General features: G+C 61.9%; 12 protein-coding genes and 1 riboswitch. Of the genes, 1 reads left to right on the top strand and 11 read right to left on the bottom strand.

Annotated features, from left to right (window positions below):
* Positions 1–223: 223 nt before the first annotated feature.
* The 9 genes from R0J92_RS03000 to metZ form a co-directional block, all read right to left on the bottom strand.
* Positions 224–454, bottom strand: coding sequence for a hypothetical protein (locus tag R0J92_RS03000; protein WP_411050671.1), 231 nt, complete (start codon positions 452–454; stop codon positions 224–226).
* A complete protein-coding gene (locus R0J92_RS02995; protein ID WP_411050670.1) occupies positions 451–1,005 on the bottom strand; it encodes a hypothetical protein in 555 nt (184 codons plus the stop codon). Before R0J92_RS02995 ends, R0J92_RS03000 begins: the two co-directional genes overlap by 4 nt.
* Positions 1,002–1,373: a hypothetical protein gene (locus tag R0J92_RS02990; RefSeq protein WP_411050669.1), complete on the bottom strand. Its 372-nt coding sequence runs from the start codon at positions 1,371–1,373 to the stop codon at positions 1,002–1,004. The genes R0J92_RS02995 and R0J92_RS02990 overlap by 4 nt, the downstream gene beginning before the upstream one ends.
* Before the next feature lie 626 nt (positions 1,374–1,999).
* Positions 2,000–4,237: a phosphoenolpyruvate--protein phosphotransferase gene (gene ptsP / locus R0J92_RS02985; protein ID WP_411050668.1), complete on the bottom strand. Its 2,238-nt coding sequence runs from the start codon at positions 4,235–4,237 to the stop codon at positions 2,000–2,002.
* 350 nt (positions 4,238–4,587) lie between these two features.
* Positions 4,588–5,826: an aspartate kinase gene (locus tag R0J92_RS02980; protein WP_106162900.1), complete on the bottom strand. Its 1,239-nt coding sequence runs from the start codon at positions 5,824–5,826 to the stop codon at positions 4,588–4,590.
* Positions 5,827–5,962: 136 nt separating this feature from the next.
* The gene (locus tag R0J92_RS02975) at positions 5,963–7,411 is read right to left on the bottom strand and encodes a TrkH family potassium uptake protein (protein ID WP_106162901.1); all 1,449 of its coding nucleotides are present in this window, start codon (positions 7,409–7,411) and stop codon (positions 5,963–5,965) included.
* Positions 7,412–7,458: 47 nt separating this feature from the next.
* Entirely contained in the window at positions 7,459–8,247 is a 789-nt protein-coding gene (locus tag R0J92_RS02970; protein ID WP_411050667.1) for a hypothetical protein, read from the bottom strand.
* Positions 8,248–8,478: 231 nt separating this feature from the next.
* The gene (gene folE2 / locus R0J92_RS02965) at positions 8,479–9,582 is read right to left on the bottom strand and encodes a GTP cyclohydrolase FolE2 (protein ID WP_411050666.1); all 1,104 of its coding nucleotides are present in this window, start codon (positions 9,580–9,582) and stop codon (positions 8,479–8,481) included.
* A 193-nt stretch (positions 9,583–9,775) separates the two neighbouring features.
* Positions 9,776–10,963, bottom strand: coding sequence for an O-succinylhomoserine sulfhydrylase (gene metZ / locus R0J92_RS02960; RefSeq protein WP_411050792.1), 1,188 nt, complete (start codon positions 10,961–10,963; stop codon positions 9,776–9,778).
* A 75-nt stretch (positions 10,964–11,038) separates the two neighbouring features.
* Positions 11,039–11,117, bottom strand: a riboswitch (SAM riboswitch).
* 248 nt (positions 11,118–11,365) lie between these two features.
* Between metZ and R0J92_RS02955 the strand changes: the two genes are divergently transcribed.
* On the top strand, positions 11,366–12,298 hold the full coding sequence (locus R0J92_RS02955; protein ID WP_411050665.1) for an alpha/beta hydrolase: 933 nt from the start codon (positions 11,366–11,368) through the stop codon (positions 12,296–12,298).
* Positions 12,299–12,640: 342 nt separating this feature from the next.
* Here the strand turns inward: R0J92_RS02955 and R0J92_RS02950 are convergent, their stop codons facing one another.
* Positions 12,641–13,279: an inner membrane-spanning protein YciB gene (locus R0J92_RS02950; protein ID WP_411050664.1), complete on the bottom strand. Its 639-nt coding sequence runs from the start codon at positions 13,277–13,279 to the stop codon at positions 12,641–12,643.
* A 44-nt stretch (positions 13,280–13,323) separates the two neighbouring features.
* Entirely contained in the window at positions 13,324–14,229 is a 906-nt protein-coding gene (locus R0J92_RS02945; protein WP_106163109.1) for a DMT family transporter, read from the bottom strand.
* Positions 14,230–14,308: the final 79 nt, after the last annotated feature.

The following is a 14,308-nucleotide window of genomic DNA, read 5'->3' as shown; positions in this document are numbered from 1 at the left end:
GCACCGTCACCTTGGGCCCCTTCCAATCTGCGTTCCGATTGGTCAGGCGGTCTCTGCTTTCTGCGCGTGAACGCTGCGCAGGGGGACGCGCCCAGACCTGAGGGCCGCGCTTGGATATGTCCCCGTCCCGTGGTATCCTTCCAAAGTCGGTCGCCACCGTTATTGCATCACCGATCCAACAGACTTCGGCCCTGCGTTGGTTGGCGCGCAGGGTCGCCGCTTATCACCTCTCGATCAGCTGAATTTCCGGCTCATGCGCTGCGTCGAAGTCAGCCAGGATGTTGCGCATCCATGCCTCTTGCTTCTTGGAGGGGTGCCAGTTGCGACGCTTGCCATTCCTGGCGATTGAGCAGACAAAGCCCATCAACCGGTCATCGTTGGCTAAGCCCATGACCTGACGCACTACACGCGGCCACCGGAATGTCATGATGAGATCCAGCTCTTCTTCGGTCACAGGCTCACTCCTCGATACTTGGCGCCAATGCGCGCCATATGCGGGGAGTGAGTGAGGGACTTGGTGTTGAGTGGAGAACGCGCATCATATAGGAGCGCGGCCTGATCCATCAGTGCATAGGACAAATCAGCCGGGATGCTGGATGCCGTGTCGCCAAAGCCTGCCTGGTACTCGATCTGAACCCAACTCAAGCTCAGGTTTGCGAAGCTGTTGCCCCACTTCAGGAGAGGGCGGTTGCCTCCAAAGAAAGTATAGTCTGAGAAGGGCTGGCCGTTGATCGTCACGGTCGGTGTAGCGGTATCTTTAGCCGGTCCAATGGGAAGCCGCCAAAGCTCGCCCATGGATGCTTCAAACACCGTCACGCGGACTGTCTTTTCCAGCAGCGCGATTTGGCTTGCCTGCTCAATTTCCGCCGCCGCCGCCAGTCCGAGGTTCGTGATCTCGACATCCTCGCTGGTATCGCTGGGATCGGCCCGGATGTGGCCTTTCAACAGGTCGAGTACGAAAGGCAGTTCACTGCCAACCGGGGTTTGGCGCACAAGCATCTTCATGCTGCCACCTCCTTTGCGCTGATGTGCTGAAAGAACGCCGCCTGGTCGCTGGCGGACATGGCGTTGAAACACGCGAGGGCATATGCCTTTAGTTCTGAGCGGCTGGCGTATGATGCCCAGAACCGAGCATCCTCCATGCCTCCGAGAAACGGGGGCAAAGGCGTACCGGCCGAACCGATAGACGCCGCCGCCGTCATTTCAGCGTGATCCAATTCAAGGGAATTGAGCGCCGAGAACGCCAGCGCCGCGCGCTCGGTCTCAGTTAGCCTCCTCGCTGCCACCAAGCTAAAACCGGACCAGGCATCGGCAGTGCCAAGGGTGAGGCAATAGCCGATCATCCGTGACATGCGCTTGTGCGCAGGTTTCATGAAGCGGCCGAGGTTGGATCCGCCTTTTCTGTTTACAGGCGGCGCGTAACCGTTTGATTTTTGGACACCCTTAAAGGGGGGGTGTTTACAGCTTTGTCTTGCGTTTTCAGAGGTATCCGAAGGATTGCAAATCCGTGAACACCGGTTCGATTCCGGTACTCGCCTCCAACACTTTCAATAACTTGTGTATTCGTTCGATTCCTCGGTACCACTGACGGTATCAGGTTCTTGTTGTGGTACGGCTTCGTCCAACTGCGTTTGTCTGCGGCCTGTCTCGCTTTCATGATTTGCCGCGCGTCACCAGCGCCATTGTGTGGCAGTCCATCGCAGATCCTTCGGCGCGCGCACGAATATGACATGAGGGATGTGGCATCGTGGGCAAGCTGTCATTTGCCCTATCCAGCGTGGCTTTCAGGGATGCCGTGCAAGGAAGCGGCCAGGCAATGTTGGTATTGTTCTGATGTACTTAGAGCGCCTCACCGTCGCAGGCACCCCATCTGAAATACACTCAACCTGACGTGCGCCCTCTGCAATTTGCACTGGCGCTCAACACCGTGATGCGTGTCGAGCGCAAATGCGACCCCGCCGTGATAAGCGGGCAAGCCGACAAACACAAAGAGGCGGCGTCAGAGGCCGCGCAGATACTCCATGACCGCCGGTCGCACGGTCTGATCCCCGCGATGGCGCGCGTCAGAGATGATATTGCGCAGCTCAGCCAAATCGACCCGCAACAACAGCGACTTTACCGGGCCGATCGAGGCCGGGCGCATCGACAGGGTGCGGATGCCCATGGCCGCCAGACAGACCGCCTCGATCGGGCGGCCCGCATCCTCACCGCAGAAGCTCAGCGGCGTACCGGAGATATCGCAACGCTCCACGATGCGTTCAATGAAGCTCAGGAAACTCACATTGAGCGAGTCATAGCGCTTGCGCACCCGCTCGTTCTCGCGGTCGGCAGCAAAGAAGAACTGCTTCAGGTCATTGCCGCCGATCGACAGAAAATCCACTTCCTCGAAGAAACGAAGCGGTGCGAATCCCAAAGACGGTGTTTCCAACATCGCCCCGACTTCCAGACTTGATGGCAGCACATGCCCAAGCCGCTTCTCGCGCTCAATGGTCTTGTCGACCTCCTGACGTGCCTGGCGGTATTCTTCGAACTGCGCCACAAAGGGGAACATCACGGTGAGCGGACCGCCGTTGGCTGCCCGGATCAGGGCCTGCAACTGCATGCGCATGACGCCGGGTTTGTCCAACCCGACGCGGATTGCGCGCCAACCAAGCGCCGGATTGGGTTCGTCCTGCGGCTTCATGTAGGGCAAGACCTTGTCTGACCCGATGTCCAGCGTACGGAACACCACCCGCTTGCCACGCGCCGCCTCCATCACGCGCTGGTAGAGCACCACCAGCTCTGACCGTTTCGGCATCTGGTTGCGCACCAAAAACTGCAACTCGGTCCGGAACAGCCCCACGCCTTCCGCACCAGAGTTTTCCAATGATGGCAGGTCGGCCATGAGACCCGCATTCATCAGAAGATTAACCGTTTGTCCATCTCTGGTTACGGCAGGTTTCTCACGTATGGACGTGTAGCGCTCCTGCGCCTGCGCCTGCATCGCGATCTTGTCACGGAATGCGCTGACCACCGGATCATCGGGGCGCAAATGCACCGCGCCGTGATCGCCATCGACCAGAACATGATCGCCGTTCAGCCCTTCGGTGGTGATCCGGCCCACCCGCACCACCAGCGGAATCGCCAGCGCCCGCGCCACGATCGCCGCATGCGAACCGACGGAGCCCTCCTCCAGGATGACCCCCTTCAGCTTGCGGCCGTACTCCAGCAATTCCGCCGGGCCGATGTTGCGGGCCACCAGAATGGGGTTCTCCGGCAGCTCGGCCCCGGTGTCCTTGCCCTGCCCGGTCAGGATACGCAGCAGCCGGTTTGACAGGTCATCAAGGTCGCTCAGCCGTTCGCGCAGATAGGCGTCTTGCACCTGCGCCATGCGACCGCGCGCCAGCGATTGCTCTTTCTCAACCGCCGCTTCGGCACTCAGACCGCGTGCGATGTCCTCTTCCATGCGCCGCATCCAGCCCTTGGAATTGGCGAACATGCGATAGGTTTCAAGCACCTGGGCCTGTTCCTTATTCCCCCCCGAGACCTGCAGCATCTTGTCGACGCCAACGCGAAGCTCGTCCACCGCCTCTTGCAGGCGCTCAAACTCGCGGTGTGGATCATCGGCAAAGGGATTGGTCACCACCACGCGCGGCTCATGCAGCCAGATATGGCCCTCCGCCGCGCCCTCCTGGCCGGTAATCCCCTTCAGCAGCACCGAGTGCTGGTGCAGCGGCGACATGGCGGAGCCTTCGCCGACGAAGGCCCCCAGCTCGGTCATCTCTGCGATCACCATGGCGACCACTTCCAGCGCATAGACCGCATCGGCAGAGTAGTCGCGGGTCTCTTTGGACTGCACCACCAGCACGCCCATCATCTCGCCCAACCGCTGGATCGGGATGCCAAGGAAGGAGGAGAACCGCTCTTCGCCGGTTTCCGGCATGTAGCGAAAGCCCCGCGCACTGGGCGCATCGGGTGTGTTGATAACCTTGCCGGTGCGGGCAACACGACCCACTAACCCCTCGCCGACGCGCATGCGAGTCTGGTGCACGGATTCGCGGTTCAACCCTTCGGTGGCACAGAGCTCCAGCGTTTCTTCGTCGCGAAACAGATAGATGGAGCACACTTCGGTGCCCATGCTGTCGGCAATCAGCTGGGTGATCTTGTCGAGGCGCGCCTGCCCGGCGTCATCTCCCGCCATGGCCTCGCGCAGACGAACCAGAAGCTTCCTGCTCTCGGATTCCGTGTTCTCAACCATGTTCGCCCTTTCTCGGGTTTTCCTTAGACCACCGCGGTGCCTGACAGATGTTTGGCTGGGCCCGGCGCTCGGAATAACAGATGACGCTCATACGCATCAACAATCTTCACGCAGACCATTGGTGGTCTTTGGCAATGTGTCGGCTGCTCCGGGCGCTGGCAAGTGGTTTTACGTCTGCGACACGCAGGGTTACACCTCCTGCTCACCGGAGCGGCGCCCCCATGAAAGGCTGAAAAATCGGGCTGCACCACCGCATTGCACGCGGGCCAACGCAGCCATTGCCCCCCATCACGAAAAACGCGCCGAATGCTCAGCTCCGGCGCGTTTCAAGTCTCGTGCTGGTGATCGGATCAGCTGGCCTTGTCCAGTTCGAACGCATCATGCAGCGCCTGCACGGCCAGCTCCATGTACTTGCGGTCGACCAACACCGAAATCTTGATCTCAGACGTGGTGATGACCTTGATGTTGATGCCCTCATCCGACAGCACCTTGAACATCTTGGCGGCAACGCCGGATTGCGAGCGCATGCCGATCCCAACCACAGAGATCTTCGCCACGCCGGTGTCGGCCACCAGTTCCGCGTAGTTCAGCTCACCCTTGTCCTTGAACGCGTTCAGGGCCAGTTCGGCGCGCTGCACCTGATCGGTCGGGCAGGAGAAGGTCATGTCGGTGCGGCCATCTTCCGAGATGTTCTGCACGATCATGTCCACATTGACCCCCGCATCCGACAGGCAGCCGAAGATGGTCGCCGCGATGCCGGGACGGTCGGCCACCGACAGGCATGTCAGCTTGGCCTCATCACGAGAGTAGGCAACGCCGTTGACAACATTGGATTCCATGATTTCCTCCTCGTCGCAGACCAGGGTTCCGGCCTCGTCGGATTGTTCTTCGAAACTCGACAGCACGCGCAGCTTCACCTTGTAGCGCATCGCCAGTTCAACAGAGCGGGTCTGCAGCACCTTCGCGCCCAAGGACGCCAGCTCCAGCATTTCCTCAAACGCGATCTTGTCGAGCTTGCGCGCCTTGTCGCAGATCCGCGGATCGGTGGTGTAGACCCCGTCCACATCGGTGTAGATGTCGCAGCGCTCGGCGCCAAAGGCCGCCGCAAAGGCCACCGCGGTGGTGTCGGATCCACCCCGGCCCAGCGTGGTGATCCGGCCCTCGGGGCTGATGCCCTGAAAGCCCGCAACCACTGCGACCTTCATGCCCTCGCCGAATTTGGCGTTGATATGCTCGGTGCCGATTTCCTCGATCCGGGCCTGACTGTGGGCGGAGTTGGTCTTGAGCGGCACCTGCCAGCCCTGCCAGCTGCGCGCCGGCACGTCCATCTCCTGCAGGGTCAACGCCATCAAACCGGCGGTCACGATCTCGCCAGAGGAGACCACGGCGTCATATTCGCGCGCATCGTAGAGCGGCGAGGTTTCGCCAACCCAGCCCACCAGCTCGTTGGTTTTTCCGGACATGGCAGAGACGATGACGATCACGTCATAGCCCTTTGCCACTTCAACGCCGACACGTTTGGCAGCACGGCGGATGCGGTCGAGATTGGCGACAGATGTGCCACCGAATTTCATCACAAGTAGGGGCATGGGGCCTGAGACTCCCTCCGCTTGCGGGGTTAAGGTTCGCGCGTTTCTAGGCGAGCGTCCCAGCAAGGGCAAGATGGGCGGCGCCGTTTCTTGCCCGCACCCCGGCGATTTGCGCAAGCATTGTCTGCATGCGACCTCAGCTGCGCCAGAAACGAACCGTCAGGATGGCGTAGACCGCCATCAGTTCCAGCCGTCCGATCAGCATGGCGATCGCGAGGATCCATTTGGCCGTGTCATTCAGCGGTGCGAAGTTGCCTGCCGGGCCGATGGTCTGCCCCAGACCGGGGCCGATGTTGGCCACCGCCGTTGCCGCACCGGAGATCGCAGTGATGAAATCCAGCCCCGTCAGCGCCAGGGCCCAGGCCACGATGCCCATGGTGATGACAAAGAACATGAAGAACGAGATCACCGAACTCAGAACATCCGGCGTCACCGCCCGTCCCTGATAGCGCGGCACGAAGATGCCATTGGGCGAACGGATTCGCTGCACCTGCACCCGGATCGAGGCAAACAGCAGCTGATAGCGGAAGATCTTCACCGAACAGGCGGTCGACCCCGCACAGCCCCCGATCAGCCCGATGAAGAAGAACAGCATGATCAGGAAAGACCCCCATTGCATGTAGTCCACGCTGGCATAGCCGGTCCCTGACATGATGGAGATGATATTGAACAGCGCCTCGCGCACCGCCTGTTCGGGGTGATGCGGAAAGATCGTGACCAGCACCCCTGCGGTGACCAGAACCAGCACCGTGATCGTGGCGAGAAAGGTCTGGATCTGGCTGTCCTTGAACAGCGGCACCATGTGGCCGTTCACCATCTGCACATAACGCACGAAGGGCAACGCCGCCGCCACCATGAAGAAAGACGCGGCATATTCCGCCGGGCCGGAGAAGGTGCCAAAAGAGGCATCATAGTTGGAAAACCCGCCGGTGGACACGGTGGTCATCGCATGCACCACCGCATCGAAGGGGCCCATGCCCAACACCGTGTAAACCAACGCGCAGACCATCGTCAGCACCAGATAGATGACCGAGATCTGCTTGGCGATTTCCTGCGCGCGCGGCAGGATTTTCCCCATGGTGTCAAAGGCTTCGGATTTGAAGATCTGCATACCACCAACCCGCAGCTCGGGCAGGAACACCATCGCGACCACAATGATACCGATGCCCCCCAGCCATTGCAGGATGCCGCGCCACAGCAACAGCCCGCGCGGCAGCTCATCCAGGCCGGAAATCACGGTGGAGCCTGTGGTGGTCAGCCCCGACATCGCCTCGAAGAACGCATCCGTAAAGCTCAGCTCCGTGGCCCCCAGCATCAGCGGGAGCGCCCCGAAGAAGGGCAGCGCGACCCAGACCAATGTGGTGAGCAAGAAGGTCTGGCGGATCGACAACCCGCGCCCCACCCCATTGGCGCAGGATAACGCCAAAAGACCGCCCGAGAGCAGGCAGAAAATGGCACTTTCCAGAAACACCGGCCACTCCCCCTGACCATCATAGAGGTCAAGGAGAAACGGAAAGACCATCATGCCGCCCAGAATGGTGACAAGAAGGCCAATGACATATCCAACCGGGCGCAGATCCAACATGACGCGAAGCGTTGGCAAGCCCCGGTCAGACTGTCAAGCCAAAGCGATCACGACTCGTCGTTTGTTCCGCCCTTCCCCGCACTGGCCTCCGGCATCACCGGCGGAGTGGCGGGCGCGCGCGGACGTCGGCGCGGCGGTTTGGCGCCATGTTCTGGGGCGCGCGCGTCATGTTGCACAGCATTGGTCGCAGCACCATTGCCCGAAGCGGGTCGCTCAGCCAGCGCGCCTTCCGGCGCTTTCGGCTTTGACGAAGACACCGACTTCGTGTTCGGCGCAACGGAGGCTTCCGCCTTTGGCGCAGGTTTGGCCGCAACGGGCTTTCGGGCGGTGGGCTTTGCTGATGGCGCAGGCGCGGATTTGACGGGCGCGGGCTTTGCGGCAGCGGCCGTGGCTGATGCAGCGCCTTTGGCGGAGGATGTTTTTGCCGCCGGAGCAGCCTTTCGCACGCCAGATTTCGTCGCGCTTGCGCTCTTGCGGGCGGGGGCCTTGCGCGGCGCAGCGGGCTTTTTCGGCCTCGGTTTTGTGGTTGCGGGTGCGGTGACATCGGCAGGCGCAGTCTGGGACGGCGCGGCCTCTGTCGCTGAAGCCTGTCTGGAGGACTGTGTTGCAGCCGGCGCCGAGACAGCCTTGGTGACCGTCGAAAGCGAACCAGGCAGCCCGCTGATCCACTCCTGCTGCATTTTCAGCAACGCCTGTGTCAGGTGCAATTGCCGCTGTGGCGCCTCTGCCGTCAGGGCCGCAACGGACCGAAACATTTTCATCTGCCGCCCCAGCGCATAGCCAGCCCAGGCCTGCGGGGTGGTGGGGATGTCCTTCAAACCTTCAAACCGGATCATGTGATCTCCTCAGGGTCGACCTTAAACAACACTCGAACAGGGCGGGCGCCTGGACGAATGACGCAAGCGCCCCCTTGAAGATCACGGTAACATGGTTTTTCTTCGCAGTAGCAGAAAAATGCCGCATTGCGGCAAATTTGAGCGGCGCGCCCGTGCCCAGCGCCACCCCTCTTCATCTTTTCAAAAATATCTCGGGGAGCGCGAGGGGCAGCGCCCCTCGCATCGGCAAGATCAACCCTGGTGGATCAACGTCGAAAACAGCTTTGGATCAAGGCTCTGGCTGGCAAAGGTCTTGCCCTGCGTCAGCACCGACACCGCATCATGGCTGTGCAAGCTCTCCTGATGGCTTGCCACCACCCGGAAATCGCCCACCCGCGCATCGCCCTGCAGCGCTTCACAGAACAGGCGCGCCGCATCCTCGACAAAGATCGGATTGGCCGCATTCAACTCGGCAAAGGCCTGCTCATCCTCGCGCTTCACCATCACTTGGGTCTCGGTCGGCACCGCGCGGCGGCAATGGTCGATCAGATCCTCGAACCACAGGCACCCGGTGCCCGGCTCCATCTGCACGGAAATCCGCGCCACCGAGCGCTGCGAATGCGGTGTTGCCAGCTGGCCACGGGACTGGCGGGCGTGTTCCGACAGCTCCAGCGAACAGGGACAGGTGGAGGAATAGACATAGTCCAGATGCACGATGCTGTGACGTTGACCGCCCGTCTGCACCAGCTCCAGGGCCACGTCATAGTATTGATAGCCCGACAGGCCTGAGCGCAGGCTTTCCACCTTCACCGGGAAGGAAAACCGCATCTGCAAGCGCGCATCACCGCTTTCCAGATCGCTCAGATAATCTTCCAGCGCCGCTTCCATCACCTCAAAGGAAAAGGTCTTTTCCGCATGTCGGTAGAAGCTGCGCATGATGCGGGACATGTTGATGCCCTTCTTCTCCGCATCCAAGCTGACGGTGCCTGTCACACTGGTCTCCAACGTCAGATCGCCGCCCGCCCGGGTGTGAAACCGGATCGGCAACCGGAAATTGGAAATGCCGACATGCTGGATCTGTTCCTGCGCGCCGCGGATCAGGCTGGCCGGGCCGTTTTGCAAATCCGGAAGCGTTGCACGATAGCCCGCGTCTGCCTCGAACTCCTCTGGATACTGGCGCTTCAGATCCGGGTAGTTCTGCACCTGACGTTCCGGCAACAGCCGAGCGATCGCCGGATCGAGCTGCGCCACTTCCGTCGCGCTCGCCTTGCTGGCCCAGCGCCGCAACACCGCCAGCGCCTCTGCGGCGTCTGACTGATCCGGGGTGTCTCTCAAGTCACCAGAGTGGACGTTCATTGTCGTGTACTCCTGTCCCTACAGCGACGGCGCTGCATCTCATTATGTAGGGTAGTACGGCACCAAACACAAAATAGATCACCAAAAAACGCCAGCACATGTCCCACTTCTGACCTTTTGCCCCCTCCGCCTGCGTCCAGGACACTGAGACGCGATGTGGTGCTGGCGGAGGGGCGCGGAGGTGGCTGACGGCTCAACCGATACGGGCAAGCGCGTTTTTCAGATCGCGGATCAGATCGTCGGTGTCTTCCAGCCCCACCGAGAACCGCACCAGCCCGTCCGTGATGCCCAGCTCCTTGCGCTGGTCCACCGACAGGCGTTGATGCGTCGTCGTGGCCGGATGGGTGGCGATGGATTTGGCGTCGCCCAGATTGTTGGAAATCACCGGGATGGACAGCGCGTCGAGGAAGGCGAAGGCCGCCGCTTTGCCGCCCTTGAGGTCCAGCGACAGCACCGTGCCGCCCTTGCCGCCAAGCTGACGCTGCACGAGATCATTCTGCGCATGGGTGCTCAGGCCCGGGTAGATCGTGCGCGCCAGCGCCGGATGGCCATCGAGCGCCTCGGCGATCTTCAGCGCGCTGTCGGCCTGCGCGTTCACCCGCAGATCGATGGTCTCCAGCCCCTTCAGGAACATCCAGGCATGGAACGGGCTGAGCGACCCACCAGTGTGTTTCATATAGGGTTCCAGCGTGCCACGGATATAGTCCTTGCTGCCCAGAACCACGCCGCCCAGCGCCCGGCCTTGACCGTCGATATGCTTGGTCGCGGAATAGACCACCACATCGGCCCCCTGCGCGATGGCGTTGGAGAACACTGGCGTCGAGAACACATTGTCCACCACCACGGTGGCGCCGACGGCATGGGCGATCTGCGCCACACCTTCGATGTCGATCACCTCCAGCGTCGGGTTCGACATGCTCTCGAAGAACACCACCTTAGTCTCGGGGCGTACGGCGGCGCGCCACTGCTCCAGATCGGTGCCGTCGACAAATGTCACCTCGACACCGTAGCGGGCCAGGATGTTTTCCAGGATGTAGAGACAGGAGCCGAACAGCGCCTTGGCCGACACCACATGATCCCCCGCCTTCAGAAGCGACGTCAGCGCACCATTCACCGCGGCCATGCCGGAGGCGGCGGCAAAGGCATCCTCGGCGCCTTCGAGCAGCGCGATACGCTCTTCGAACATGGCGACGGTGGGGTTGCCGTAGCGGGCATAGATGAACTCATCCGGGCCGCTCTCGATGAACCGCGCCTCGGCCTGGGCGGCGCTGTCGTAGACAAAGCCCTGGGTCATGAAGATCGCTTCGCTGACCTCGTTGTATTGGCTGCGCCGGGTGCCGCCATGAACCAGTTTGGTGCGTTTGTTCCAGGTCTCAGTCATCATCTCGCCTCCGCCGGATCCGCACTGACCTGCGGTCCGGGCATAAAAAAACTCCCGTCCGGCCAAGCGAAAGGGAGTCCCGTCGTCCTGACCTCTTTAGCGACTTCTTTAACGTGGCCCGCAATCCGGTAAACAAATCGCCACGGTTCTCATGTCGCGCCTCGGATACGCCTGCAGCGCGCCTCAGTCAAGAGGGGCGCGGCGGGCCGTGCTGCGCCGCGCCTGCTGCTGGCCCCAACGACACCGCATGTGCCAGCCCCTACTGAGGACCCCGCCGCGCGCGCGACCGGGGCGTGCCCCACACCGCGCCCCACGTCACCCAGCCGTTACGCAGACGTCACCTTGCCGTCACCCGAGCGGGCTATCGTACAGGAAAAGTCAGGGCTGCTGAGGGGCCGTGTGATGGCACTGATCCGTATCAACGCACTAGGTGAGACGCCGGTATTTCATGCCCGGCCAAGGTCGATCAACGAGGGCATCGCCAAAGTGGCCCGCATGCCGGGACCAGTGGTGATCATGGTGCATGGCTATAAATATCAGCCCGGCAATCCGAACCACTGCCCGCATCGACATATCCTGTCTCTCGACCCCCAACATTTGCCCTGGCGCGCGCCTTCCTGGCCGCGTCAGCTGGGCTTTGGTCTCGGGCGCAAGGACGAAGGGCTGGCGGTCGCGTTTGGCTGGGATGCCCGCGGGACATTGGCCTCGGCCCAGGTCCGCGCCGTTGCTGCAGGGCGCGCGCTCGCCCGTGTGATCCGCAGTTTGCACGCCGATGCACCAGAGCGCGGCATCCATATTATCGCCCACTCTCTGGGCACCGAAGTTGCCTTGGAAGCGCTGCACTGGCTCCCTTCGGGCGCGGTGCGCCGGGTCATCTCGCTTGCAGGTGCGAGCTATCAGAGCCGGGTGGACAAGGCCCTGTCGACACCTGCGGGTCGCAGCACCGAGTTCTTCAACGTGACCAGCCGCGAAAACGATGCGTTTGACTTCATGTTCGAAAGCCTCACCCGCTCGCCCACGCGCGGCGACCGTGCAATCGGCCACGGGTTCGAGGCGGTGAACGCGGTGACGCTGCAGCTCGATTGCCTGGATACGTTGAAGCAGTTGTCGCAAATGGGCCATCCCATCGGCCTGCCGGAGCGGCGTGTGTGCCATTGGTCCGCCTACATGCGCCCCGGTGCGCTGCGGTTTTACAAGCGCCTGATCCGGCAGCCGGAACGCACGCCACTGCCGCTGATGCAGCAGGTGCTGCCGGAAACCCCTGCGCGGCGGTGGTCCCGTCTGCTGACCCTGCGACCCCTGCCCGGCCCGATGCCGATCTGGCAACGTATCTGAGCCACGCCGCCCGCAGCCGCGCGCCTGTTCAAGCGCTCATTCTTTGGTGACGTCAGCGCCCGCCGGGGACGCAACCCAGATCTATGCGCGCGCTGAGGACGCAACGGGCACAAAAAGTATCACCCCTGATGACCTATCCGCCGGAACACCTTGCCCCGCACAAACTCGGCCGGTCAGGAAAAGCCGGTGGCGCTCCCGCCCCTTTGCCGCACAGCCCGAGGCTGCACCCAATGCGTTGGGCCGGGCGGGGGCCGCGCCTGAAAGGCGCGGCTCCCGCCCCACCGCGATGCGCGACGCGCAGCGCAAACCCTCAGATGAGGACTGCTGAGGTCTGGTGCTCTATCAGCTTGCGTCCTTGTCCTCTTCCAGCCCGTAGGTCTGGAAGAGTCTCGCCTGCGTCATGAAGAACAGGAACATCGCTGCGGTCAGCCCGAAGGTCTTGAAATAGACCCAAGACTCGGTGCTCATCATCCGCCAGATAACCTCATTCGCCACCGCCAGCGCAAAGAACATCGCGCACAGCCGCCGGGTCAGGATCATCCAGCCCTCGTCCTGTAGCGGCATCATCTCTTCCATCACCACCCGCAGGTAGCTCTGCCCCCGCAACAGGCCAAAGCCCAGCAACCCGCCGAACAGCAGATAGATCATCGTCGGCTTCATCTTGAAGAACCGCTCGTCGTTGAACCAGACCGACAGCCCGCCGAACACCACGATCAGCACCAGCGTCATCACCTGCATCTTCGACAGCTTGCCGGTGAGCTTCCACAGCGCCAGCGTCGACAGCACCATCAGCGGCACAAATCCGGCAGTGACCACGATGAAACCCTCATAGGAGGTGCCGCCGATTTCGAACGCCTGATCCTTCAGCCGCAGATAGGCGATGAAGAACAGCACAACGGGGCCGTACTCCAACACCGACTTCAGCAGCGGGTTGATCGGACGCCCCTTGTCCACCGGTTGCTCACTTGTCTGTTCGCTCATGCGCTGCCTCATATGTCCCAATTGATCTTTGACAGATGGCGCTCTCAGCCACCCATTTCAACAATCACCGCGCCCGCCGCGATCAGCGCCATCAGCGCGATGCGGCGCGGGCCGACGGTTTCCTTCAGCACCAGCCAGCCGATAAGGGCGGCAAACACCGTTGATGTCTCGCGCAGCACCGCCGCCTCGCCCACCTTGTCGAGCCGCGTCGCCAGCATCACCGACCCAAAGGAGGCAAAGGCCACCAAGCCGCCGAAAAACCCGCGCAGCATCAGCGGGCCCACCGTGGGCCGCTCTGCCCCCATCCGACGCCAGCGCCAATAGGCATAGGGCGGCATGGTCAGCCCGTCGATCATGAAGAACCACGCCAGGAAGGTGAACGGATCCGCCGTCGCCCGGATGCCATAGGCGTCATAGGTGGTGTAGAGCGCGACAAACAGCCCCGTCGCCACCGCCAGCACCAGCGCGATCACCAACGTGTCGCGCGCGGTGACGAGAAAGATGAAGTTATAGACCGCCAGCCCGAAGATCCCGGCCAGCAGCACCCCGACGCCCAGCCATTGCACCAGCGTGAAGGTCTCGCCAAACAGCCAATAGGCCCCGATCACCGCAAACAGCGGCCCGGTCCCGCGCACCACCGGGTAGACCACCGTATAGGCGCCCTTGGTATAGGCCATCGCCTGCAGCACCTTGTAGAGCACATGGATCACCCAGACACCCACAAAAATCAGCCACATATGCGGCTCCGGCCAGGGCACCACAAACAGCGCGAAGGGTGCCGCCATCAGCCCGTAGGAGGCATCGATCGCCCCCCGTGACAGCCAGGGATCATGCCGCCCTTTTTGCAGCGCGCCAAAAACCGCATGCAGAAACGCTGCCGAGACCGCGAGGATCAGCGCGACCTGATGGCCCTGTTCGGTGCCCTCAAGCGAAATCAGCCAGTCGCTCAGCATATGCTGTCATCCTTGTTGTGAACGTGGTGGTTTTCGGAACATCCGCGCGGGGCAGACGTTAAGACACGTCCACCAG

Origin of the sequence: Tritonibacter sp. SIMBA_163 (assembly GCF_046535935.1) — a bacterium.
GTDB classification, from domain to species: Bacteria; Pseudomonadota; Alphaproteobacteria; order Rhodobacterales; family Rhodobacteraceae; genus Epibacterium; species Epibacterium scottomollicae.
The sequence above is the reverse complement of the archived record's forward strand: the minus strand, read 5'-3'. Positions and strand labels throughout refer to the sequence as shown.

What these genes read in the sequence shown, in the direction of transcription:
- R0J92_RS02995 (WP_411050670.1), bottom strand. Translation starts at nt 1,005, where the DNA reads ATGAAGATGCTTGTGCGCCAAACCCCGGTTGGCAGTGAACTGCCTTTC.
- R0J92_RS02990 (WP_411050669.1), bottom strand. Translation starts at nt 1,373, where the DNA reads ATGAAACCTGCGCACAAGCGCATGTCACGGATGATCGGCTATTGCCTC.
- ptsP (WP_411050668.1), bottom strand. Translation starts at nt 4,237, where the DNA reads ATGGTTGAGAACACGGAATCCGAGAGCAGGAAGCTTCTGGTTCGTCTG.
- R0J92_RS02980 (WP_106162900.1), bottom strand. Translation starts at nt 5,826, where the DNA reads ATGCCCCTACTTGTGATGAAATTCGGTGGCACATCTGTCGCCAATCTC.
- R0J92_RS02975 (WP_106162901.1), bottom strand. Translation starts at nt 7,411, where the DNA reads ATGTTGGATCTGCGCCCGGTTGGATATGTCATTGGCCTTCTTGTCACC.
- R0J92_RS02970 (WP_411050667.1), bottom strand. Translation starts at nt 8,247, where the DNA reads ATGATCCGGTTTGAAGGTTTGAAGGACATCCCCACCACCCCGCAGGCC.
- folE2 (WP_411050666.1), bottom strand. Translation starts at nt 9,582, where the DNA reads ATGAACGTCCACTCTGGTGACTTGAGAGACACCCCGGATCAGTCAGAC.
- metZ (WP_411050792.1), bottom strand. Translation starts at nt 10,963, where the DNA reads ATGACTGAGACCTGGAACAAACGCACCAAACTGGTTCATGGCGGCACC.
- R0J92_RS02955 (WP_411050665.1), top strand. Translation starts at nt 11,366, where the DNA reads ATGGCACTGATCCGTATCAACGCACTAGGTGAGACGCCGGTATTTCAT.
- R0J92_RS02950 (WP_411050664.1), bottom strand. Translation starts at nt 13,279, where the DNA reads ATGAGCGAACAGACAAGTGAGCAACCGGTGGACAAGGGGCGTCCGATC.